Source organism: Roseofilum sp. KMC-1 (genome assembly GCF_057802075.1).
In genome coordinates this window covers 1,297,349-1,321,370 of record NZ_CM173605.1, presented here as the reverse complement: position 1 = coordinate 1,321,370, position 24,022 = coordinate 1,297,349, and the positions used below count along the sequence as shown (strand labels likewise).

Below are 24,022 nucleotides of genomic sequence, written 5' to 3'. Positions count from 1 at the left end.
GATACTTTATATGATGAAAAAAATACTGGTTATTGAAGACGATCCAGATGTTCGGGACATTATATTAGATGTGTTAGAAGCAGAACAGTATTGGGCTATTGGTGCAGAACAGGGTCGTCAGGGGGTTGATTTGGCAATCACCTATCTTCCTGACTTGATTATTTGTGATGTAATGATGCCAGAATTAGATGGATATGGTGTTTTAAAAGAACTACAAAGTCAACCGCAAACAGCAACCATTCCCTTTATTTTTCTAACTGCAAAATCAACTAAATTTGATCAGCGTCAAGGGATGGAATTGGGGGCAGATGATTATATTACTAAACCCTTTATGCGTACCGAGTTGTTAAGTGCTATTACAACTCGATTGAAAAAGCAAGAAATTCAAGCCGAAAAAGCAGAAATAAAACTGGATGAACTGCGTCATAGTATTTCTCTGTCTTTACCCCATGAACTCCGCACGCCCTTGAATGGAATTTTAGTTTCCTCTGAACTTTTACAGCACGACTTTGAGAGTTTGGAGAATCCAGAAATATTAGAACTTTTAGGTAATATTAATGTTTCTGCAAAACGGCTGCATCGATTAATTATAAACTTTTTACTTTATGCTGATTTGCAGTTAATTAAAAGTAACCCTCAACGGTTGTATACATTGAAGAATTCTTCGATAGAGTATGTCGGTATTACGATCAAAGAATTAAGTGTAAATTTTTCTAAAAAACAGTCTATACCCCGTGTTGATGATTTGAGATTAAACCTTAAAGATGCTGATTTGCGGATGGATCGACAAAGTTTGATTAAACTATTGGAAGAATTGTTAGATAATGCCTTTAAGTTTTCAGATCCGGGAACTGAGATTATAATTTCCAGTGAAATAGAGGGTGACTTTTATCATTTATCCATTAGCGATCGCGGACGGGGAATGAGTGCAGAACAGATTGCTAATTTAGGAGCCTATCAGCAATTCGATCGTAAAATATATGAACAACAAGGTTCTGGATTAGGGTTATCAATTGTCAAGGAATTGGTGGATTTATATGACGGAAAATTCAGGATTGATAGTTCTCTCAATCAAGGAACAACGATCCATCTTTTCTTACCGATACTACCGGAAGTTGAGAAATCTTGATAGACTAAACTCGATAGTGATTCTAAGTGAGTAGGTAGTTATGAGTCTATTTGAAGACCGAGACCTGATGCATCTTCCCTCTGTGTTTATTGGTGGGGAATATAATTGGCAAGCTCAGATTCATTCTGTACAAGCGGAAAGCCAAAAACTGCGTCGTTTACGCCAACAGTGGAGTTCAGAACGCCCTAGCCACCTGACTCATCCCAAGGCTAATTCAGGTAAAAATTAAGCTTTTTGGGGATTGGGTACGGGTGAGAGTTCAGGTTGTCAGTGGGGGATAGGGAGTTTTTATCCTATTATTAAAAGTTAACTTTTGAAAAAAGGGATAAAGTTCTCTCTCCACTCCCCCATTATCTAACAATGACAGGGGTTCCCAAGGCTGTCCAGTTAAAGAGCCATTGGGCATGATCGACGGCGACATTCACGCAGCCATGACTAACGGGTGTACCAAATTGGTTGTGCCAGTAGGCTCCATGGATGGCATAGTTACCGGAATAGTACATGGTATAGGGAACATCGGGCACGTCATAATCTTGACCTTGCATTCGGGCGACTTCATGTTTAGATTGGATGATAAAGCTGCCCCTAGGGGTTTCATGGTAGGCTTTGCCGGTAGAAATAATGACGCTGTAGATGGGAATGGAGCCTTCCCAAGCGGTGAGACGCTGGGTAGCAACATTGACTTCGATCCAGCGTTGGCTGGAGTTTTTCAGGGTTTGAATCCGCTCTTCTGGGGTTGGGGTTTGGGCGAAGGTGGGAGGGGGTTGGATATCCTGCGCTCCCAGAATCATTAGGGTGAGGATAGGGATAGTGGCTCTCATAGGGCTGATGCAGAGGAGATCGATATTTCCATGAAAGCATTAAATACTAGGGAGCATCCATGGCTAATTTTAGGAGAAGTCGGCGGCTGGTTTCGGCGATCGCCGGCCAATTTTTGGCTTTGACTAGGGATGGGGGAAAGAGTTGGCTGGATAATCCGACGGCGATCGCCCCGGCTTTAATCAGATCTGGGGCATTGTCTAGGGTAACGCCTCCGGTGGGAATTAGGGGAATATGGCCTAAAGGGCCTTGTAAGCTTTTAACATAGTCGCTTCCGCCAACGGCTTGAATGGGAAAAACTTTGACGCTACTGGCTCCCGTCTGCCAAGCGGTGACTATTTCTGTGGGGGTGAGAGCGCCAGGAATGATGGGAATATTCGCTTGGATGGCTTGTTCGATCAGAGTAGGATGGGTATGGGGAGAAAATAAAAATTCTGCCCCGCAGGCGATCGCCTCTTGCACCTGCTCGCTAGTGAGTAGGGTTCCTGCACCGATGGTGCAGTGGGGGAGCTGTTGGTGCAGTAAAGCGATCAGATCGGCGGGGCGATCGCTATTCCAGGTAATCTCAATTAAACCCATTCCTCCCTGAGCGACTGCCTGAGCGAGTTGCATTCCTAGTTTGAGATCGGGAGAACGGATAACGGCGATCGCCCGATACTTCCTTAATAAGTCTAACCACCGTTGCTTGCACATAATCTATATATTAAATAGACAAAAAAATAAACAAGGCCATTTTAAAGACCTTGTAACTGAGTAATGGGTTGGAAAACTTGAATTAAGCCGTTTTCGGTTTAGTTGTTGGCAGGATTCCAAGGACTACAGATTTGGAGAATTACACCACAACCGACTACTTTTAACACTTCTAGTGTCCAATATCCCATTTGCATGGGCATCATAGCTGAGGGCAGCGATCGCCCGGTTTCAAAGAAGGTTAAATTTAGCCCCATAGCGCTCATTTGAGGGGTTAAGCCATAGGTATCAACTAAAGCAACCGCTAATAAAATGATTGATAGAATAATAGCAGTATGGCGTTTTACTTCCGAGAGTTGATGTTGATTTTCTAAAACGAGTAAGCCAGTTAAGGTTAAGGCAGCGCAGATAATTTCTACACGGTTAAACACCCAAAAGATAGAATAGCCTGCCGATGCAAATCCCGGTTGAGCCATCATTCCGGCACTATATAAAATGGGCATAATTACCAGATCGACGATTAGAGTAGCACTTAGCCAAAACCCTAGAGCGCCTAGGAGAATTTGTTGCCAGTTCAGGTGTTTTTCATTGCTTCCAGATAGAGTTGCCATTTTCGTTTCTCTCTTACACTCTCTACTTTTATGTTGTACCGAACTTTGGCCCCAGTTGTACCAGAGTGCAATATTTATTTATATCCATATCGATCGGGTTAACGATTTTTCGAGGATTGACTTCAATTAACATTGAGAAATGTAAAGAATCTAGAAAAAAGGTGTAGAAATCACTCCGATGGAGGAAGTCAAATCCTTGTACTACTATCTTACTCCGTAGTATCCTTAGCCAATAGAAATCTTATAGCGAGGGTAATGGAACCGCTCAAGATAGTAGAAATTGCTCAAACTGAAGGCTTTGATGTTCCTCGGTATGAGCTGGAACGGACAAAAGTTTTTGCTGGCGATCGCCGAAATAGAGGCAAATCTTTTACCATAGAAACAGTAACGAATAGCGATCGCACCCTTACCCTCACCTTAGAAGAAGCCATTCCCCCCGGAACCACCTTTACCCTGGGCTTATATCCTGTCAGAAATCCCAATACCACTGGCGTATATTTATTTAGCGTAACCGCATTTCCCCAAGGAGAAAAACCCCAAAAAGCCTTTCTCGGATTTGGCAGACTGCACTTCTACGATCCCTATTTTTAGTTGAGTAAGGTACGTTATTAACGCACCCTACTCAACTCATCAGGTATAACTTCCTACGACTCTAGGCTGCCATCCCTATCGATCTAGCCATTTGTTAACATTTCTTTAACAATCAAGCCTAACTTGTGCATTTTCGGCAAAATTCAATCATGATAGAAGAATATGGAAGAGCTTGATGTACCCCACATCTCCCGTTTAAACCCCCTACTTAATCTTGTGTATAAGATAAATAACCAATGACCATTCAAAAACCTCAACCCGATCTCCAAGATTCAAAACACCTGTGGGGACTAACAGCGACAGAAGTCGAAGCGAGTCGTCAAAGGTATGGACTCAATATCCTTACCCCCCCAGAGCAAACCCCCTGGTGGCAACTCTATCTAGAAAAATATGAAGATCCCATCATCCGGATTTTGATTGTGGCTGCACTATTGGCCATGATCATCGGCTTTGTAGATGGAGAATATCTAGAAGGTCTGGGGATTTTGGTCGCTATTTTTTTAGCCACCACGGTCTCGTTTATCAATGAGTATAAAGCCACCCAAGAATTTAATATTCTCAACCAAGTCAATGATGAAGTCCCAATCACCGTAGTTCGTAGTGGTGTTTTTAGTAAAGTCCCCAAAAAAGAAATTGTGGTGGGAGACGTAGTGTTACTCGAAGCAGGGGATGAAGTGCCAGCCGATGGGTTAGTCATTGGGGCGGTCTCCTTTCAGATTAATGAGTCCAGCTTGACCGGGGAAACCCTGCCCGTAAATAAGGTGACCTCCCACCAATTAGAGAAAATAACCGTCAGTTCTACGGCCTATCCTCCAGATCGAGTGATGCGAGGAACCATTGTTGTTGATGGCCATGGCATTATGGAAGTCATGGCTATAGGTGACCAAACGGAAATTGGTCAAACGGCACGAGCTGCTGCTGGGCCAACTCAGGAAAGAACCCCACTCAATCAACAACTCGATCGCCTCAGTCAGTTGATTGGAGTTTGTGGCTTATTGATCGCCGTTTTAATTGATGTGGCTTTAATCCTGCGGGGGATTTTGGCGGGCGAGTTTAATCTCAGTGGTCAACAGTGGTATGTAACCAGTTTGGTGATTGTGAGCGCGGCCATCGCCCTCATTAAGGTCTGGTTACCCATTCTCTATCAAGGATTGACCTTGATTAAACCTCAAATGGAATCCCCAGAATGGTTAGAAGATGAGAGTTTACTCGAATGGCTCAAAAGTGTCACGATCGGAGGATTGATTTTAGCCGGAGGATTGGGTCTAGGTTGGCTGTTGAATTGGGTTCCCGAAACTCCCCAAACTTGGATTACAACAGAAGCAGCCACTGCCTTACTCACCTATTTTATGATCGCTGTAGCGGTGATTGTAGTCGCCGTTCCCGAAGGCTTACCCCTGAGCGTAGTTCTCAGTCTCGCTTATAGTATGCGACGCATGACCCGGCAAAATGCCCTAGTGCGACAAATGCAGGCTTGCGAGACCATTGGCGCAACCACGGTAATTTGTTCTGATAAGACCGGAACCTTGACCCTGAATAAGATGCAGGTTAGTGAGTCCTGTTTTGGGGGAGACTTGGATCTCATGGCTGAGGCGATCGCCATTAACAGTACCGCCAACTTACAGCGCAGTTGCAACCTCAACTTAGGCTCAGAAGAAGTTACCCCCATTGGCGATCCCACAGAAGGATCGCTACTGTTATGGTTAGATGAACAACAGCGCAACTATGAGCAAGAACGGGAAAGCTTTCGCACCCTAACCCAATTAACCTTTTCCCCAGAACGTAAATATATGGCCACCTTGGGTTATTCTCGTCATCGGGAAAACCCCATCATTCACATTAAAGGTGCGCCCGAAATTGTCCTAGCCCAATGTAGTCATATTCTCACGGAAAAAGGGGTGCAACCGATTCCCAGCCATAGTGCGATCGCCCAACAGATGCAACACTACGAAGCCAATGGCATGAGGCTCTTAGGATTTGCCTATCGGGACAACTTAGCCCCCCTCTATCCGGAAGCCGAAATCGAGATCGAGCGCCTCATGAGTCAAGGCATGATTTGGTTAGGCTTTGTCGCCATTGCTGACCCCATTCGCCCCGATGTCCCCAGAGCCATCGAAACCTGTCAACGGGCTGGTGTTGGCGTGAAAATCGTCACTGGAGATAATCCCAACACCTCTAAATATATCGCCCGTCAAATTGGCTTAGTCACCGATGAGGATGGTTCAGAATGTTTCTTAACCGGTCAAGACTTTGCCCAACTCGACGATCGCCAAGCACGGGAAGCAGTGCGTTCGCTTAAAGTCCTCTCCCGTGCCCGTCCTGCGGATAAGCAACGGTTAGTCAAAATGCTACAAGAGAATGGGGAAGTCGTCGCAGTGACCGGAGATGGAACCAACGACGCGCCCGCCCTCAATCAAGCTCAAGTGGGGTTAGCCATGGGTCAGGAAAGCACCTCCGTAGCCAAAGAAGCCAGTGATATTATTATCCTGGATCACTCCTTCAAGAGTATCGAAAATGCCGTCATGTGGGGGCGATCGCTCTATCAGAATATCCAGAAATTTATCCTCTTTCAACTGACCATCAATGTAGCAGCCTGTGGCATTGCCCTATTAGGGCCTTTCATTAACATCAACTTACCCCTAACCGTCACCCAACTGTTATGGGTAAACCTAATTATGGACACCTTCGCCGCCCTCGCCCTCGCCACAGACCCCCCCAACCCCATGGTCATGCAACATCCTCCTCGCAACCCCAAAGCCTTTATTATCACCCCATCGATGGCCAAACAGCTCCTATCTGTAGCCTTTGTCTTCCTGATCTTTTTTGTCGCCTTTCTCCTTTATATTCAGCAAGATGGAGTCGTTGACCCCTATGAACTCTCCCTCTTCTTTACCACCTTTGTGATGGTCAACTGGTGGAATTTATTTAACGCCAAATGCTTTGGATTAAAAGATTCCGTCTTCAAAAACTTGAAAGAGAATCCCGGTTTTATCATCATTTCTGTGGTCATCGTCTTGGGACAAATCATGATTGTGCAATGGGGCGGTGGTTTCTTTAGAACAGTTCCCCTCTGTCTTCAGGATTGGTTAATCATTGGGGGCGGCACTTCCATTATCCTTTGGGTCGGAGAGTTAGGGCGATTTTTCGCTCGTCTGCGTACCCCAATGACTCAAAATTAAGGGTCTGATGTCTAATTCGCCCTACTCTTGGCTCTCTCACTCCCTAGAAACCCTTCATCAAGCCAACTGGTATCGCTTTCCCCAAACCTTGGAGGGTTTACCAGGCGCGATCGCCTCCCTCAGTGGTCAAAAAGTGCTTAATTTTGCCAGTAATAACTATCTGGGCTTGGCAGGCGATCGCCGCTTAATCGAAGCGGCTAGGGAGGCTCTGGAGCAGTATGGCACGGGAAGTACGGGATCTCGACTCACCAGTGGGCATCGGGGTTTACATCGGGATTTAGAAGGCTCGATTGCCCAGCTCAAACAAACCGAAGATGCCCTCGTGTTCAGTTCCGGATATTTGGCTAACCTGGGGGCGATCGCCGCCCTCGTGGGGCCACGGGATCTCATTTTGAGTGATGAATATAACCACTCTAGCCTGAAAAATGGCGCTATTCTCAGTAAAGCCACGGTCATTACTTATGGCCATAATCAGGTTTCAGAACTAACAGAAAAACTGCGAAAATACCGCAAACCCTATCGGCGATCGCTCATCATCACCGATAGCGTTTTTAGCATGGATGGAGATCTCTGTCCCCTACCCCAATTACTGGAAATTGCCCAAACCTATGACAGTATGCTGCTCATCGATGAAGCCCATGCCACCGGAGTCTTCGGTAGCACTGGAGCGGGTTTAGTCGAACATTTCCAACTGCATCAACCCGAACTAATTCAAGTGGGAACCCTAAGCAAAGCGATCGGCAGTTTAGGCGGTTATGTCGCCGGATCTTCCCTCCTGATCGACTATCTCCGCAACCGCGCCCCCAGTTGGATTTATACCACCGGTCTCAGTCCAGCCGATACGAGAGCCGCCCAAACAGCGATCGAAATTATCCAAACCGAACCCCAACGCCGAGAACAACTTTGGCAAAATATCAGATATTTCCAAGATCTCCTGGCTCGTCACTGTCCCCAGATCGTACCCATTGCCTCAGAATCCCCCATTATTGGCTTGCCCCTAGAAAATCCTCAACAAGCCTTAGACTTATCAACCTATCTAAAAACCCAAGGCATTTTTGCCCCTGCCATTCGTCCCCCCACCGTACCCACCAGTCGCATTAGAATCTCACTCATGGCGACTCATGAGCGAGAACATCTAGAAGCCTTAGCAGAATGCATTGCTGCTTGTCCTGACCGGAAACAACTGGGGCGGTAAAATCATCTGATCGCATAGCCCTAGAGTAGTAGACGATAAAACTAGGGCAGTTCCCTGATTCTTTTCTCCTGAGAGGATGAAACCATGAAGAAACCCTCTATATTCCTCACATTCACCATAGCAGGGGCGATCGCCTCAATGATTCCCCTGAGCAGTTATGCCCAGACCCAAAAAACCATCAGTCCTGGATTTCAACCCATGGAAGTTTCAGGCACATCTGGCGGCCCCACCCCCAGCAGTTGCGGCAATTTAGCAACTTCTCCCAATCTAGCCCTAACTGTCACAGCCGATACTTCTATTCATTTCCGCCTGCAAAGCTCCGGTAAACCCACCCTGAAAATTGACGGCCCCCAAGATTTTGACCTCTGTGTTCCGGCCCATGATGGCTCAACGGTGGAAATCCCCGGTCAATGGCCCCCAGGTAATTATCAGATTTTTGTGGGCGATCTCGATGGGGGATCTCATGGCTATACTCTAAAAGTTTCTGAGCGATGACCCTGGGATTTGAAGGGGTGATTGGCCAACCCCAAGCGATTAGGTTACTCGGTCAAGCCATTCGCAAAAATCGGATTGCTCCCGCCTATTTGTTTGTCGGCCCCGAAGGTATTGGTAAGGGTCTGACAGCCCGCTATTTTGTCCAGCATCTCGCCAGTACAGAAGATTCTCCAGAACAAAGGGCGCGAATTAAAAAACGCCTGGAACAGGGGAATCATCCCGATCTGTTATGGGTAGAACCGACTTATCAACATCAGGGCCAACTGCTGTCAGTAACCCAAGCTAAGGCTGAAGGAGTACAACGGAAAGCACCGCCCCGAATTCGGATTGAACAAGTGCGAGAAATTAGTCAATTTCTCAGTCGTCCTCCTTTGGAGTCTCCCCGGTCGTTGGTGGTGATCGATCAGGCCGATTTGATGGCGGAAGGGGCGGCCAATGGCTTGTTGAAAACCTTGGAAGAACCGGGTCAAGCCACGATTATTGCGATCGCTTCTTCTGAGGCTGCCTTGTTACCCACCATTGTTTCTCGCTGTACGCGCATCCCCTTTTATCGTTTGAGTCCGGAGTTGCTAGAGCAGGTGCTGAAATCCCAGGGTTATGGGGATATCGTCGATCGCCCAACAGTGATGGCCTTAGCTCAGGGGAGTCCTGGAGAGGCGATCGCCGCCTTTGAGCAGTTACAAGCTTGTCCACCAGAAATCTTACAATCTCTACAGCATCTTCCCCGAAATCCTCGCCCCTTATTAGAGTTAGCCAAAACCATTCCTCAAACTTTAGATACCCCCACTCAACTGTGGCTCATTGGCTACTTACAACAGTTTTATTGGCAAAATCACCAGTCTTCCCAATTGCTGCAACCCCTAGAAAGAGCGCGTCATGCTCTGCTGAGTTATGTCCAACCTCGATTAGTTTGGGAGGTGACCTTATTAGCCATGGGGCAGAATTGAGTAATGAGTAATAAGGGGATCAATTCTTGCCAAACGGATTAAAATCACCCAATAAGAGGATGTTTTGTCGCGATCCCTTATGGGAAACTCAATCCTGGTGTTGCAGAATTCGGGGTTTAGATGCGCGGTTTGCCGGGGTTTAAAGTTTGGGCAAAATGGGTTCAATATCGAGGAGGTTTTATCCTCTGTTGGTTGCAAATTGTGGCAACCCTAGGCTTAATTGGGGGATTATTTGCCTCTACCCCAGAAGGCGATCGCGCCCGGAAGCGATCGTTCCCTCAGTTTAGGATATCGGCCAAATTAGTCACCCTTTCTACAGAAAACCTGTTTGCTACTCCTGACTCCGTAGGAGCGATCGCTATTGGCGTGGCAGAAGGAACGCGCACCCCTAGCGGAGGATATACCGATCTCTACTATGGCCATACCGATCCCGGAAACGCCAAACACAACCTGGGAACCTTTGCCTATCAACATGGAGCATATACCCCAGAAGAAGCAGACCGCCGACAACTTCAACAACTTAAACCCTGGATTAGCGAACTCCAAGCAGAAGCTCAAACCCTAGGCGTTCACCTAGGAACCTTTGAGTTAGTCGCTGGAGTGGATTTAATTAACCAATCTCCCTTGGCTGGAAAAGACTATATTCAACACCTCAAAGACTGTCAGACCTTCCAACCAGAGCCAGAAGAAGCCGTACTCTGTGCCCGTATACGTTCCTTTGTCAACCCCACCACGGGAGAACTAGAAGCCCATGGACTCGGTTCTTATCCCAGAACCATCAGAAAAGATCAAAAGCGGCGCTTAGATGCCATCCAAAGCGTGCTAAAACGATAGCACGGTCAGCCAACAACCCGTAATATCAGTGAAATTTCCTTGAGATCGATCGCAGCCACAGATGATTCTGTGGCTCATTATTTACAATATAGAGAATACCCGGCCAACAATGGATCGGCAGGGCATACTAGGGTCAGGGTTCATCCGATTTAGGTCTGGATTACTGGAGAAATACAAATTCATAGCGTATGGCGTTCCATTCACACACTCTTTGTGACTACTTGGCTAAATTAGATTTTTCTCAGTTGCGTTGGTTTTCCCTGAATGTTGAAATTACCATGGGTCAAGGGGTTAACAGAAAATGAGCCAACTCAAACTGCGGATACAAGTTGAGGGCAATACGGAAGGAACCGTATTAGTTGAAGATAATCCCTTTGTTTTAGGGCGATCGCCTGATTGTAATCTATGTCTCCCTTTTTTTGGAGTTTCCCGTCACCACGGCCAGATAGTCGCTCGTGGCGAAGGATGGATCGTAGAAGACCTTGGCAGTCTTAACGGCACATTACTCAATGGATTACCCGCTAAATCGGCCCAATGGATTCATCATGGGGATGTAGTCCAAATTGGGGTCGTCTCTCTAGTGGTTCTCATATTGCAACCCACTGGAGAAGAAATTTCTAGAGGGCCGGAGTTTAGTACCGATGGTACAACCATTCTCCGCAATGTTAAAGATCTACAACGATTATGGCTCCAACCCCAGAATGACCAAGATACTGCCGGTAGCAACCGTAAGGCGATCGCTCGCCTCAAAGATCTGGTAGATATTAGTAAAGGTCTCAACAGCGCCGGTTCCCTCGAAGCCATCTTTCTCCAAGTCCAAGAATCCGTATTCCGAGACCTCAAACGCATTGACCGTTTAGCCCTCCTAATTGACTTAGAAGCCACGGGAAGACTCAAATTAGTTCGCCTAGCCACCCGTCATCAAACCAATGATACCCTAGCCGCCGATGGCAGTTGGATCTCCCACAGTATCTGTCAAAAAGTCTTTGTCGAAAGAGTCGCCATTCAAACTGCCGACGCACAAGCCGATGAGAGATTTGAAGGGGAAATGAGTATCCTCAGTAAAGGCATCCGTTCCGCCATGGCTGTTCCTCTGTGGGAAGAAGAACAAGTCTTTGGTGTTCTCTATGCTGATGCCCATGTCTCATCCCAGTACACTACCCTAGAAGCCGAAGAAGACCTCAGTTTTTTCTCCGCTCTAGCCAATTTAGTCGCCTCTTCTGTACAGCGATGGCTTTTAGAACAAAAACTGAGGGAACAAGAGAATATTCGCCAGCGCCTAGAACGCTATCATACTCCCTCCGTTGTCCAACAAATGATGGCAGCCGGAGCGATTACCAACGGCCGCTTGCCCCTGGCTGAACATGAAATTAGTATATTATTTGCCGATATAGTTGGATTTACTGCCCTCTCTGAGCGGCTTTCTCCCTCAGAAATAGCTGAACTATTAAATAATTTCTTTGAAGAAATGCTTCAGGAAGTCTTTGTCGCCAAAGGAACTTTAGATAAGTTTATTGGTGATTGCATTATGGCTTTTTTTGGCGCACCCGAACAGCAACTCGATCATGCAGACCGAGCAGTGGCTGCTGCTAGAGGAATGCTCACTCGCTTAGAACACCTGAATAAAACCAATCGTTTGAATGAACCTTTACAACTGAGAATTGCTATTAATAGTGGTAAAGCAGTGGTGGGGGATATTGGTAGTTCTCAACGGGTTGATTATACCGTCTTGGGATCGACCATTAATTTGGCTTCTCGGATGGAAGGAATCTGTCCTCCTGGAGAATGTGTTGTTAGTGAAGCGACTTATAAATTATTGCGTGTTCGTCGCGGTTTTATGCCTATGGGAAGTTACCGCTTTCGAGGGATAGAACGACCGATTAAAGTGTATCAAACTATGCGAACGACTCCTGAAGGAGCAGACCCTCACACGACTCAGATACAGGAATAATCTTTAAGGATTATCTCTCTTTTACAGCGTTTTCCGCTCTGAGTGGGGGAATGAGGGGAGCAAACTGCTGTATTTTTATTCTTAAGGGGAGCGATCGCAATTTATAGTCTGTATAGCCGTCATTACTGAACCCAAAGAATCTAAATTGACTCATATTCCCGTGAGATGATAATTTAATACTTAGTATCTTTCATTTGGCAAGTCATCAATGCCGACTTATCAAGATTGGAATCGGGCCCTAGCTAAATATTTTCTACAGGGTGTAGCTAGGAGAACTCGCGTGTATCTGAGTTTAGATGACACCGTTATAGAATTGATCGGTCAACACTCTTTCCAACGTTCGCTTTGTAATAGCTCTTGGCGTGAGGATTTTATTGCTGCGATACGCGATGATGTGGTGAAAGGCGATCGCATCATGCTAGATCGTATCGAAGGTCACGATTCTGATCGTATTCCCAACTGCATAGCCTTTCTGGGTATTTGTGTCTTAGCCGCTTACAATATGGCCAGTGATGAAGACATAACAGACACCAATTACTTTAAGCGATTGCGGGAAGTTCTGCAATTCCCCACCTTTGATGATGCTCCTCACCTGAAAGAAACATCACCCCGTCCTAGGGGGATGGAAGCGGGTAAAGAAGAACCCTTATGGAAAACCTGGAATAAGTGGCTACACGAGCAAGATTTTCTGCCCTCCGCACGATCCGGTTCAAGTCGTCGCAACAAGTATACGAATTACCCCATTTCTCAGTGCTTATTGCGTCAAGCGGACTGCGATCGCCTGGAAAAATATTTCTACGAGGAACAGTGGAGAAGCTCTTTAGACGCTCAAACCTTGTTTAGTCGCTTGCGAGGGAACCCCCAGAGATTCCCAGAATATTTAAGGAACTTGATCAAAAAACCAGGAGAGCGCTACGAAGTTTTGATGGACGCAATCCATCAGGTGCATCAACAGTGGGTTGAAGAAGGTTGTCCAGAACCCGATCGATCTACGCGACAAAGAAAACCTAGCTCCACTCTATTTGCCGGATTATATCGCTCAGAAGAAGATGATGAAATTGAATATTATCTCTATCCGAAGCAACAACGCGGACAGAGCGACGAGAACATTCAAGTTCAGTTTCAAGGTGAGCAACAGGAGCTAGAGAGCGATCGCCCTGGTTGGTATCTTCCCCTCGGTTCTTCCCTCACTTCAAAAGACTTGAACGGAGGGATTTGTTGCCGTATTACTCAATCAGAATTTCTCAAAACTCTTCAACTTCCCGCTCGTGAATTTTGGCTGTTAGTTCCAGATCCTGACGATCCAGATACCGGAGTTTATGGTTCTTGGGGCACTCCAAAACTAGGAACAGCCTTTATTCTCCTCTGTAAACAGTCATTAGTGAAAGATCTCCATCACCTAAAAGAGGAGCAATTAGTCAACTGGGAGCAGCAAATTTCTCCATTTAGAGACGATCAAGACTGGCATGAATTCATTAACTTTATGGTCTTGTCTCAAGCCTGGGACGCTGTATTTATTGACAACTGGGAACTCAAAGACGCACTACAACCCAAAGTGAGCTTATCTATTTCTTTCTCTGGGGGTTTACGCGCTCCTAATCAGAAAATTTGGCTTGCTGATTATCCTCCACAAATTACCGTCTTTGGATTTATGCCTGAAGTTAAGCTTGAGATTTTGCAGATTTCGCAATGGACAGAGGAAAAGTTAATTAGAGAAACAACCATAGTAACCAATCAACCTCAAGCGATTAATTTACCGGATAAAAAAGACAACTATTATTTAATTCGTGCCAGTAGTGGCTCTGAAATCCGGGAGCAGATGATCGAAATCATAAATTGGGATGACCTTAAACTGAACCCTAATGTTCAAAACCAAGCATCCCCAATCCTTTTCTATTCAGATCGACCCTAGTCTAGCCTTTTTGGGCTAGTTTACCATCATGACTCTTTCTAAATCTAGACTCAATCGCCGCCTTCCTAATCCTATTCACAGACAATTACCTCTGAAAAAACAGCGATGGTATGCAGGATTTCAATATCGAGGAAAACCCGCGAAACTAATTGAACTGATCTCACAGAAAGTCAAAGAATTTGGGTTAAATCATCTTATCCCCTTAGTGAGATTGGAACAGCAAGCGGGAAGACAATTTTACTTTTTTATTGCAATTGAAAGTGAATCGCCTGGCACAATACCGGAAGAGTTACAACCGCACATCAATGGATTATCCTGTTTCCAGAAGCCCGCTAGACCAGAACCGAACCATTTTACTTATGAGCAAATTAAAAATATGGTTGGCGAGGCTCATGAAGTACAAGACTATACGAACCCCATTCCTTATGTTAACCAAGATTTAGACAACTTACAGCCCGATCCTTTGAGCTTTGTTTCAGACTTCACAGCAAACGATGCTCCATCTAATCCTAACTTAGTTCAGTTGCTCGATTATCTCTCTTGTAAAGGCAATGGGACTTGGCAATCCTTTCAGAAGATTTGTCAGACATTGGGAATTGAAGAACCCAAGCGAGTTTTACGCAACCTCAAGCTATTGGGACATTTAGGAACCTATAAAAATGGTAAAAAATGGGCGATCGCGCCAACATCCTTGATTCCCCTTAATCATCATCCGGATAACCTAGAATTCATGCTCTACGGCCAACAAAATGCCCGTTTGCGTCAAGAACTCGAACAATATGCGGAAGTCAAACCAGAAGGGCAACCAGTTGTCTTTGGCTTACCTCGATTTAAGGTTATCTTCAAAAATCGTACCGATTATGAACAACTCGACACCCTTTGCTGTGTGAAAATTCATAAACCTGGAAATCTCGCTCAACAGGTTGCTGACTCTCTCCCTAACCTCCAAGAATGGCAGAATCAATTACCCATTGTTGGGGGGATTGTCACCACTCAATATGAATGGAAAAAGTTTGAAGATGGCAAGTTTCAAGAATGCAGCTTACCCGATAGCACTGGATTCTATAAAATGCGACGAAAACGAGATCAAAATTATCCAGACCGGACGCTATTTTATGAAGCGGATAGCCAACAATGGAAGCAGGCAGATTGGTATGGTTTAAGATTCTTAATTTTATATCATAGCCCTGCACTGGAACAATGTTATTATAGCCAAGAATTAAAACAACTCTCGATTTTGTATGAGCAACGCTGGCCGCAACTCTACGAACGAGCGTTGGTTCTTGCATCAGGATATTTACCCCAAATTTCCACAGATCGTAAATGGTTACGCTATCACAATATAACGCCAGAACTCGCCCAATCCCTGACCGAAAAACTAGAACTAACTTGTGGAGGACTTTAAAAAATGGCAGGAATTCATGATGTTATCGGAGCTTACCAACGCTTAGACCATATCTATAAACTCTATATTCGCAGTGCGTTCCCCATGCGCTATCGCATCTTAGCCGACGAGCGCGAAAAAATCCTCAATCGTCCAGGGTTTTTAAGTCAACCTCCCCTGATTGAACCAGTTCCGGTTTATCCTCCTTCTGGTAAAACCTTGAGTCAAGCAGCACAAGAATTACCTGGATATGAAGATTTAGCCCATTTAGGACAAACTCTTTTTGCAGACAACTTAAAACTCTATCGGCATCAATGGCAGAGCCTAGAAGCAGTTTGTAAACAGCAAAAAGATATTGTGGTAACCACAGGAACGGGTTCAGGAAAAACGGAGTGTTTCTTATTACCTTTATTAGCACAATTGGCTAAAGAATCTCAGATTTGGGAAAGTTGTCCACCTGCTCCAGATAGCCCTCGCTGGTGGGATGAAGCAGTCAATTCCAATAAAACCTATGTAGAGCAATGGGGACATGCAAAACGCCCGGCAGCCGTTCGCGCTCTGATTCTTTATCCCCTGAATGCCTTGGTGGAAGACCAATTACGGCGTTTGCGGCAATCTTTGGAAGCGAATCAAGTTCATGATTGGTTAGATCGAAGTCGCGGTAAAAATCGGATTACGTTTGGGCGATATACTGGATTAACTCCGGTTTCTGGTGACCAGAAACCAGACAGAATAAAACGCCTCGGTGAAATTTTACAGGAACAGGAGAAGGCATGGCAATCGATTCAAGACCCTGAAATTTTAGAGCAAAATCCAGAAATTCGTTATTACTTCCCCCGTTTAGATGGGGGTGAAATGCGATCGCGGTGGGATATGCAAGCAACTCCCCCCGATATCTTGATTACCAACTATTCGATGCTCAATATCATGATGATGCGAAGTATTGAAAAGGGTATTTTTGATCAAACCCGCGATTGGTTAGCGAGTGACTCCAATAATCAATTTTTCCTGGTTGTGGATGAACTCCATTCCTATCGGGGAACACCAGGAACTGAAGTTGCCTATCTCTTACGATTGCTCTATCACCGTTTAGGGTTAACCCCAGACTCTCCCCAACTTCGCATTCTCACAACTACCGCGAGTTTGGATGATTCTGATGCGGGGCGAACATTTTTGCGAGAGTTTTTCGGTCGGGATAACTTTGAGTTTATCCAAGAAGAACAAGTTAAACCGGTTGAAAATGCACGTTATTGGCTTCAACCCTATGAACAGGCATTTGCCCAGTTTGCTCGAACCATTGAACCGAATGCAGTGGAGAAAGAGACGCTGACTCAAGCGGAAGTTCCTGGGGAAGCGATGCGCGAATTAGCCGATGCTTTGGGGTGTCATGATGAAACCCTAGATCCAGAATGTCAGTTAGGGGAAGCATTGAGTAACCTAGAAGGAGGCGTTCAAGAAGCCCTACGGGATGCTTGTCAAGCAGTCAATAATGGAGAAGTGCGAGCCACTTGTATTACGGATTTAGATCGAGAGCTTTTTCCTGATGCTCAGTCTTCAGGACAACTCGCGTCTGATGCTTTGCGAGGGTTCTTAACTGCATTGGGGGTGGCTAAATTGGCCAATGGGCGATCGCCCCAACCCGTGCGCGGACACCTATTTTTTCACAATCTGGAAAATATTTGGGCTTGTACTAATCCAGAGTGTAGCGATGCCAATTGCTTCGACGAGCAACGCCAAAAAGCCACCCATAAACCTACCATTGGCGCACTCCATCGCAATCATCGCCTCACTTGTAGTTGTGGTTCACGGGTTCTAGATCTGCTGGTGTGTGAATCCTGTGGCGATGTATTGTTGGGTGGTTTTAGCAAGAAAAAGAAAGGGGGGACAGAAGAGGTTTTAACCCCCGATCAACCGGATTTAGAAGGGATACCCGATCAAGTGGAATTCAGTAAAAAATATGGCAGTTATCGCGTTTTCTGGCCTATTCCAAAAGTTACCAAGCCTTGGACAAAAACAGAACCTGTAGATCCAGAGTGGACAGTTGATAAGATCAAGCGACGTTGGCGGGATGCAACCTTTAATCCTACAACTGGAGTTCTCACACCAATTAATCGCACAAATGCCCAGATGGGAAAAATAGGCAATGATGAAATTCCAGGATGGCTCTATACTATTCCGGATCTTGATAGAAAATCAGCAACAAATAATCAAAATAAATTACCGGCACTACCAACAAAATGTCCACGCTGCGATGCTGATTATGCCAAACGCAAAATTTCTAGTCCAATGCGATCGCACCGCACGGGATTTTCTAAAGCCAGTCAAGTATTAGCCAGTGCCTTATTGCGAGAAATGCCCGTACCAGAAAATGTAGATCGGGGTTCTTCTCGAAAACTGGTTATTTTTTCTGATAGTCGTCAAGATGCCGCTAAATTAGCTGCGGGAATGGAGCGCAATCATCATCAAGACATGGTGCGCTCCATCCTCTTTCAGAATTTAGATGATTACTGGAAAGATTTAGTCGCTTTTTTGCGAGTTATCTGTGCAGGAGATTCTACTCGACTCAAAAAATTACTACTATACCCTGATGTGTATGAGCGTGTTCTTGAATCCGAGACAACAGCAGAAGATTTTCAAAGGCGCGATCGATTTCAAAATTCTCAGTCAACTTCACCTTTAGCCGCAGAAGCTTTATCTTGGCTGTTTGATCTACCCACTAGCAATTCTGAAATTCGCCAAAAGTGGGAAAAATTACTCTCTGATTTTTCCCAGCAAGTTCCCTTAGAACAATTGCGAGATAAAGTGCATGATGAACTGTTACGCAATGGCATCTGTCCTGGTGGATCTTCATCTGAAGTCTTAAAGTATCGCGTCGCTAAAAAATCTGAGGATTGGTTTAGATGTTACAACTGGATCAACTTAAAATCTGGTGCTGTTCCCACCCAAAAAACAACGGGTGAACCAAAAGACCATATTGTAGTCATGAAGAATCAGCTTTTTGGCGAGATTATGTATGGTCTTTTCCCACATCGTGCGCGAACGATTGAGAGTATTGGTAATGGTTGGATTTCGGCTTCATGGCCCGAAGACCTTAACTCAAAAGAAATTGAAGCTCTCCAAGCGATTATTCGTGAAATGGGTATTCGTCGCACCTATGAATATTCAAAATTCCTCTGGGAGGGGATAGATACAAAACTACCAGGATATGCAGAGAATTATATTGCCAACATTAATAAACTTGAATCTTCGCTGAATTTAGGAGTTGAACGAATCCAGGGTTATTTGTTAGCAAGCTGTGGAGTACCAAGCAGTAATACCATCGCCCTCGATCCCAAAAGGCTGTATCTAGTTAAAAGTGAGGTTCCAACAGGTTATCTATGCGAACAATGCAATGCTTTTTATTTACATCCAGCTACAGGCTATTGCTTGCTCTGTAGTAGTGGAAAAAGTAAAGATGCTACTGCTCAAAAACTGATTCCTGCTCCAATTCCTAGAGATCTAGAATACTACAACTACCTGATTAACAATGCCGGGCCGCCGTTTCGGATGAATGCAGCAGAATTAACCGGACAAACCGATCGCGGCGATCGCCCCAACCGCCAACGCTGGTTTCAAGATGTCTTTATCCCTGGAGAAATTGCCCGCGTACAAGGAATCGATCTGCTCAGTGTCACTACCACCATGGAAGCAGGGGTCGATATTGGCTCCTTGCTGGCCGTGATGATGTCCAATATGCCCCCGCGTCGATTCAATTATCAGCAGCGCGTGGGCCGGGCCGGACGACGTTCTACCGGTGTTTCCCTAGCCGTTACCTTCTGTCGAGGTCGCAGCCATGATGACTATTACTTCCAACGCTTAGAAAAAATGACCGGCGATCCTCCCCCTTCCCCCTATGTCGATCTGCGTCGCTCCGATATTTTACAGCGCGTCTTAATTAAAGAAGTTCTCCGGTTAGCCTTTCCTGACGCACGACTAAATGCTAGTGCGGAAGCAGAAGGGGTCAAAAATGCCAGTTCCGATCAAGTTCATGGTGAATTTGGCAGTTGTCGAGAATGGCCAACCTATGAACTTTACATCCAAGAATGGCTCAGTGATACAAACAACCAAACCAAAGTTTCTGAGATTATCCAGGCTCTGAGTGTCCAAACCCATCTCGATGCTGAACGACTGAGGAGTATGGAATGCTTTATTTATGAGAAGTTAGTCGCAGAGATCAAAGAAATTGCTGAAGATAATGATAAATACACTCAAGATAAACTCAGCGAGCGCTTGGCCAATGCGGGACTTTTACCGATGTTTGGTTTTCCCACTCGAACTCGCAATCTTTACACCAAATGGCCTGCTTCTAACAGTCAGCAATGGCCCCCAGAAACTGGAGCGATCGATCGCGATTTAGATATTGCTTTGGGTCAATTTGCCCCTGGCTCACAAACGGTGAAAGATAAACAAATCCATACTGCCTGTGGAGTAGTCAATCTGTATCGTCGAGGTCGTCAATTACAATCCGATCCTGGCTTAATTCCAGCTCTCCCTCATCCCGGTAAATCTGTCGGTTTATGTCGCAATTGTCAAGCTGTCGCCTTTCCTCATAACGAGATCGAGCCTCCCCGTGGTGGAAATCAGCCGGAAGTAACAGATTGTCCCGTTTGTGGAGCTAAAGAACTGCGTGAAATTGATGCCCGCGAACCAGCCGGATTTTTCACGGATTTAGATCCAGAAGATTACACGGGCCAATTTGAGTGGCAACCTCACGCGACTCGTCCCACATTAAGCTTTGATGCCAAGTTAACTGATTTAGTTGAACATCCGGTGAATAATGCCAGCATTTATAGTGCCAATGACCAGATTATTTCCGTTAATGATAATGGGGGGAAGGGAGGATTTGATTTTCATGAAACTGTAACTGTTTTTGGCAAAAACTATCCTGGTGCTTATGCGGTTGAAACTCCAAACGATAAGCTAAATACCAGTGGCCGTAGCTATCGGATCGCCCTGCTCTCCAAACGAACCACTGATATCTTACTGGTGAGTATCAAGGATTGGCCAGAGGGAGTATTCGCCGATCCGACAACAGTTGAAGGTCGTGCCGCCTGGTATTCCCTAGCGTTCTGGCTACGCATTGCCGCCGCCGCTTATTTAGATGTGGATCAACAGGAATTACAAGCCGGATTTCGCGTAATTAAAGATGAATCTTCAGGTCGTGTTGTCGGTCAAGCGTTCTTGTGTGATAGTTTGGACAATGGCGCAGGTTACTGCCGATTTTTAGCCCAACCTCATGAGTTTGAAAAGCTTCTAGAACAGGGAGATTGGAACGATCCCAAGAGCCTCGCTAAACAATGGTTAGATCATGGTCAAGATTGCGATACCTCTTGTAATGGTTGTTTGCGAGATTATGCGAATCAAGCCTATCATGGTTTGCTTGATTGGCGATTAGCTTTAGAAATGGTGCGATTGATTACAGAGTCTAATACCGTGATTGATTTGGAAACTCCTTGGCAAGATGTTGCCAATCCTTGGCTATTTCTGAGTGAGGGTGAAGATTCTACGGTCGGAAAACTTTTACAAAGCTTAAAGTATAGTTCGCTGAAAAAATACCAAAGCTTATGGGGATCAACTCATCATCGTCATTATAACGAAGCTATTTTACTCCGTCATCCGCTCTGGACAAATGAGCATCCTGAATGGTTAGCTGCTTGTGAAGCGTTGCATGAACTAGAGGGCGATCGCTATCAACCCGAAACCATCAAACCCATCACCCCCTTTAGCTTACTACGCCGTCCAGGAGAATATTCTTAAGGGGGTGATATCAAGTCCGGGTCATCAAGGGTCATCAATTAAAGTCTCGCGGTACGGTGGGCAGGGTATGCTGGTACAAGTTGAATAATGCCGCTTATCTTCCTGCCCACCCTACACCCACTCCCTACTAGGCCTCTTGACCCGCATGGTAGGAACTGCGAACTAAGGGCCCAGAACGGACATGATTAAAGCCCATCTTCTGGGCAATTTCGCCTAATTTCTCGAATTCGTCAGGATGCCAATAGCGCTGTACCGGGAGATGATCCAGGGAAGGACGCATATATTGACCCAAAGTGAGGCGATCGCAATTTATAGCCCGTAAATCCTCCAAAGTCTCCACAATTTCCGCCTCCGTTTCCCCATGACCCAACATTAACCCGGATTTGGTGGGAATATCAGGATTCACCTCTTTTACCCAGCGCAGCACATCCAAAGAGCGCTCATACTTCGCTCCTCGACGCACCGGACGCTGCAACCGTCTCACAGTTTCAATATTATGGTTATAACAAGCTGGATTCGCCCCTGCCACCTGAAGCACTAACTCCTGTTGCCCCCGAAAATCCGGGGTTAACACTTCAATTTCCGTTCCAGGGTTCACTTCTCGCACCCGCTCCATGGTCTTCACAAACCATCCAGCCCCTTGATCGGGTAAATCATCGCGAGCAACAGAAGTTAAGACCACATACTTGAGACCCAGCAATTGCACTGATTCAGCAATTTTATCCGGTTCCTCCGGATCGAGGGCCATGGGAGCATGGCCCTTATCCACCTGACAAAAGGCACAAGCACGGGTACAGGTGGGGCCCATGAGTAAAAAAGTTGCTGTTTTTTGACTATAGCACTCAGCCCGGTTGGGACATCGCCCTTCCTCACAAATGGTGTGAATCTGCCGTTGCTTAATGATTTTTTGTACGGTGGAGAGTTCGCTCGCTTTACCAATAGAGCGACGTAACCAAGGGGGAAGCGTCGCTAAAGGCGATCGCTCCTCCTTCTCCGTAGAACCTTGAACAGTTGAGGAAGTAACCGATACGTGGGATAGATGGGTATTCATAATTAAAAATCAGTAGGGTGATCGAGGGACTCCAGTGATTAGGGTCAGAATTCTATTATCATTGATAGATAGAGTAGAAAAAAGATCGTCACCCTCTCAAGGAGTTCATTGTGGGACATAAAATTCTAGTTATTGATGATAGTCGGGTCATCAGAGCGCGAGTTAAGGATATGTTACCCAAGGGTAACTTTGAAGTCGTCGAAGCCAAAGACGGTGAAGAAGGACTCAATTTGATCCGCCAAGAACAGCCTAATTTGATTATGCTCGATTTCCTCTTACCCAAAGTCAGTGGCTTTGAGGTTTTCCAACATATTCAGAATGATAGCCAGTTGCGTAAAATTCCTCTCGTTTTGATGTCGGGACGCAAGGAAGAGGTTACGGAAAAAATTAAAGAACCCTTTGAATTTTGGGAATTTATCCCCAAACCCTTTGAACAAAAAGATCTGATTGCTGCCATTAAGTCTGCTATGGCTAAAGCCAAAAAGACGCGGCCGCCATTAGAGGGAGAAACCACAACCGGTCATGGGGCCCAGGCCTCTTCAGATGCTGCACCCTCAGCCGGAGCATCCGGGGCAGAAATTGCCGCATTGAAAGAGAAAATTGCCAAAATGGAGGCAGAAATTGATGCTCTCAAGAAACAAGTGGCTCAAATTGAACCCTTGAAGCAACAGGTGGTGAAAATTTTCAATTTTGTCAAGCAAAAAGTGAAATAAAGTTAGGGCTTTAATCGAGTTCTCTGCGACCTTCTAAGGCACGAGCTAGGGTGACTTCATCGGCGTATTCTAGGTCTCCTCCCATGGGTATTCCAAAGGCGATACGGGTCACCCGTGTAAAGGGTTTTAGGAGTTGACCGATATAGAGGGTTGTGGTTTCTCCTTCCACACTGGGACTAATGGCTAAAATGACCTCTTGAATCTTTTCTTGGCTGACTCGTTGCACCAAGGATTGAATGGTGAGTTGCTCCGGGCCGATGCCATCCATGGGAGAAATGACACCACCAAGAACATGGTAGAGACCTCGGTATTCTCTGGTTTTTTCTAGGGCAATTACATCCCGTGAGTCCACCACCACGCATAAAGTTTGGCGATCGCGATTGAGATTGCGACAAATGCTACATAAAGGATCGGCGGAAAGATGATAACATTTTTGACATAAGCCCACCTGTTGTTTAGCATCCAGTAGGGCCTGAGACAGGGCCTTGATTTCGGCTTCTGGCCGTTTGAGAACATGAAGGGCTAGGCGTTGTGCTGTTTTTGGCCCAACACCAGGTAACCGTTGAAATTGCTCGATCAGACGAGCTAAAGGACTAGGGTAAACCGTTTTCTTGCTCCTGGTTAGTAGAGATCCTTAATCAGGGTAGCATTGACCGATGAGCTTAAGCGAGGATTAAGAATGTTCAGTGCGGGTTGCTTTTGAGGAAGAATGGGATACCCTAACA

The 24,022-nt window shown here is 45.7% G+C and carries 17 protein-coding genes and 1 pseudogene; 13 read left to right on the top strand and 5 right to left on the bottom strand.

Going from position 1 to position 24,022, the window contains the following annotated elements:
* Window positions 1–10: 10 nt before the first annotated feature.
* The gene (locus tag AC3FZD_RS06260; RefSeq protein ID WP_488739303.1) at window positions 11–1,129 is read left to right on the top strand and encodes a hybrid sensor histidine kinase/response regulator; all 1,119 of its coding nucleotides are present in this window, start codon (window positions 11–13) and stop codon (window positions 1,127–1,129) included.
* 40 nt (window positions 1,130–1,169) lie between these two features.
* Window positions 1,170–1,358, top strand: a complete 189-nt coding sequence (locus tag AC3FZD_RS06255) for a hypothetical protein (protein ID WP_488739302.1) — start codon at window positions 1,170–1,172, stop codon at window positions 1,356–1,358.
* Window positions 1,359–1,479: 121 nt separating this feature from the next.
* Here the strand turns inward: AC3FZD_RS06255 and AC3FZD_RS06250 are convergent, their stop codons facing one another.
* The 3 genes from AC3FZD_RS06250 to AC3FZD_RS06240 form a co-directional block, all read right to left on the bottom strand.
* Window positions 1,480–1,950 (bottom strand): L,D-transpeptidase, encoded by a 471-nt coding sequence (locus tag AC3FZD_RS06250; protein ID WP_488739301.1) that lies wholly within the window; start codon window positions 1,948–1,950, stop codon window positions 1,480–1,482.
* A gap of 46 nt (window positions 1,951–1,996) precedes the next feature.
* On the bottom strand, window positions 1,997–2,641 hold the full coding sequence (locus AC3FZD_RS06245) for a bifunctional 4-hydroxy-2-oxoglutarate aldolase/2-dehydro-3-deoxy-phosphogluconate aldolase (RefSeq protein ID WP_488739300.1): 645 nt from the start codon (window positions 2,639–2,641) through the stop codon (window positions 1,997–1,999).
* Between the two features lie 98 nt (window positions 2,642–2,739).
* Window positions 2,740–3,249, bottom strand: a complete 510-nt coding sequence (locus tag AC3FZD_RS06240; protein WP_488739299.1) for a DUF4149 domain-containing protein — start codon at window positions 3,247–3,249, stop codon at window positions 2,740–2,742.
* 255 nt (window positions 3,250–3,504) lie between these two features.
* On the opposite strand from AC3FZD_RS06240, the gene AC3FZD_RS06235 reads away from it, so the two are divergent.
* The 10 genes from AC3FZD_RS06235 (at window position 3,505) to AC3FZD_RS06190 (ending at window position 21,533) form a co-directional block, all read left to right on the top strand.
* Entirely contained in the window at window positions 3,505–3,840 is a 336-nt protein-coding gene (locus tag AC3FZD_RS06235) for a DUF2808 domain-containing protein (RefSeq protein ID WP_488739298.1), read from the top strand.
* A gap of 236 nt (window positions 3,841–4,076) precedes the next feature.
* Complete coding sequence (locus AC3FZD_RS06230; protein WP_488739297.1) at window positions 4,077–7,019, top strand: calcium-translocating P-type ATPase, PMCA-type; 2,943 nt, start codon at window positions 4,077–4,079, stop codon at window positions 7,017–7,019.
* 7 nt (window positions 7,020–7,026) lie between these two features.
* Window positions 7,027–8,214 carry an 8-amino-7-oxononanoate synthase gene (bioF, locus tag AC3FZD_RS06225; protein ID WP_488739296.1) on the top strand — a complete coding sequence of 396 codons (1,188 nt, stop codon included), beginning with the start codon at window positions 7,027–7,029 and terminating at the stop codon, window positions 8,212–8,214.
* Window positions 8,215–8,298: 84 nt separating this feature from the next.
* Entirely contained in the window at window positions 8,299–8,709 is a 411-nt protein-coding gene (locus AC3FZD_RS06220; protein WP_488739295.1) for a hypothetical protein, read from the top strand.
* Complete coding sequence (gene holB / locus AC3FZD_RS06215; protein ID WP_488739294.1) at window positions 8,706–9,656, top strand: DNA polymerase III subunit delta'; 951 nt, start codon at window positions 8,706–8,708, stop codon at window positions 9,654–9,656. The genes AC3FZD_RS06220 and holB overlap by 4 nt, the downstream gene beginning before the upstream one ends.
* A gap of 120 nt (window positions 9,657–9,776) precedes the next feature.
* Window positions 9,777–10,490 carry a hypothetical protein gene (locus tag AC3FZD_RS06210; RefSeq protein ID WP_488739293.1) on the top strand — a complete coding sequence of 238 codons (714 nt, stop codon included), beginning with the start codon at window positions 9,777–9,779 and terminating at the stop codon, window positions 10,488–10,490.
* Window positions 10,491–10,791: 301 nt separating this feature from the next.
* The gene (locus AC3FZD_RS06205) at window positions 10,792–12,441 is read left to right on the top strand and encodes an adenylate/guanylate cyclase domain-containing protein (RefSeq protein ID WP_488739292.1); all 1,650 of its coding nucleotides are present in this window, start codon (window positions 10,792–10,794) and stop codon (window positions 12,439–12,441) included.
* A gap of 208 nt (window positions 12,442–12,649) precedes the next feature.
* A complete protein-coding gene (locus AC3FZD_RS06200) occupies window positions 12,650–14,353 on the top strand; it encodes a hypothetical protein (protein ID WP_488739291.1) in 1,704 nt (567 codons plus the stop codon).
* Between the two features lie 28 nt (window positions 14,354–14,381).
* A complete protein-coding gene (locus AC3FZD_RS06195; RefSeq protein WP_488739290.1) occupies window positions 14,382–15,758 on the top strand; it encodes a hypothetical protein in 1,377 nt (458 codons plus the stop codon).
* A 3-nt stretch (window positions 15,759–15,761) separates the two neighbouring features.
* Complete coding sequence (locus AC3FZD_RS06190) at window positions 15,762–21,533, top strand: DEAD/DEAH box helicase (protein ID WP_488739289.1); 5,772 nt, start codon at window positions 15,762–15,764, stop codon at window positions 21,531–21,533.
* A 127-nt stretch (window positions 21,534–21,660) separates the two neighbouring features.
* Here AC3FZD_RS06190 and lipA read toward each other — a convergent pair whose 3' ends face one another.
* The gene (gene lipA / locus AC3FZD_RS06185; protein WP_488739288.1) at window positions 21,661–22,584 is read right to left on the bottom strand and encodes a lipoyl synthase; all 924 of its coding nucleotides are present in this window, start codon (window positions 22,582–22,584) and stop codon (window positions 21,661–21,663) included.
* Between the two features lie 107 nt (window positions 22,585–22,691).
* Between lipA and AC3FZD_RS06180 the strand changes: the two genes are divergently transcribed.
* Window positions 22,692–23,297 (top strand): response regulator, encoded by a 606-nt coding sequence (locus tag AC3FZD_RS06180; protein ID WP_488740280.1) that lies wholly within the window; start codon window positions 22,692–22,694, stop codon window positions 23,295–23,297.
* 10 nt (window positions 23,298–23,307) lie between these two features.
* Here AC3FZD_RS06180 and recR read toward each other — a convergent pair.
* Window positions 23,308–23,910 (bottom strand): annotated as a pseudogene (gene recR, locus AC3FZD_RS06175) (recombination mediator RecR); the annotation flags it as partial.
* Window positions 23,911–24,022: the final 112 nt, after the last annotated feature.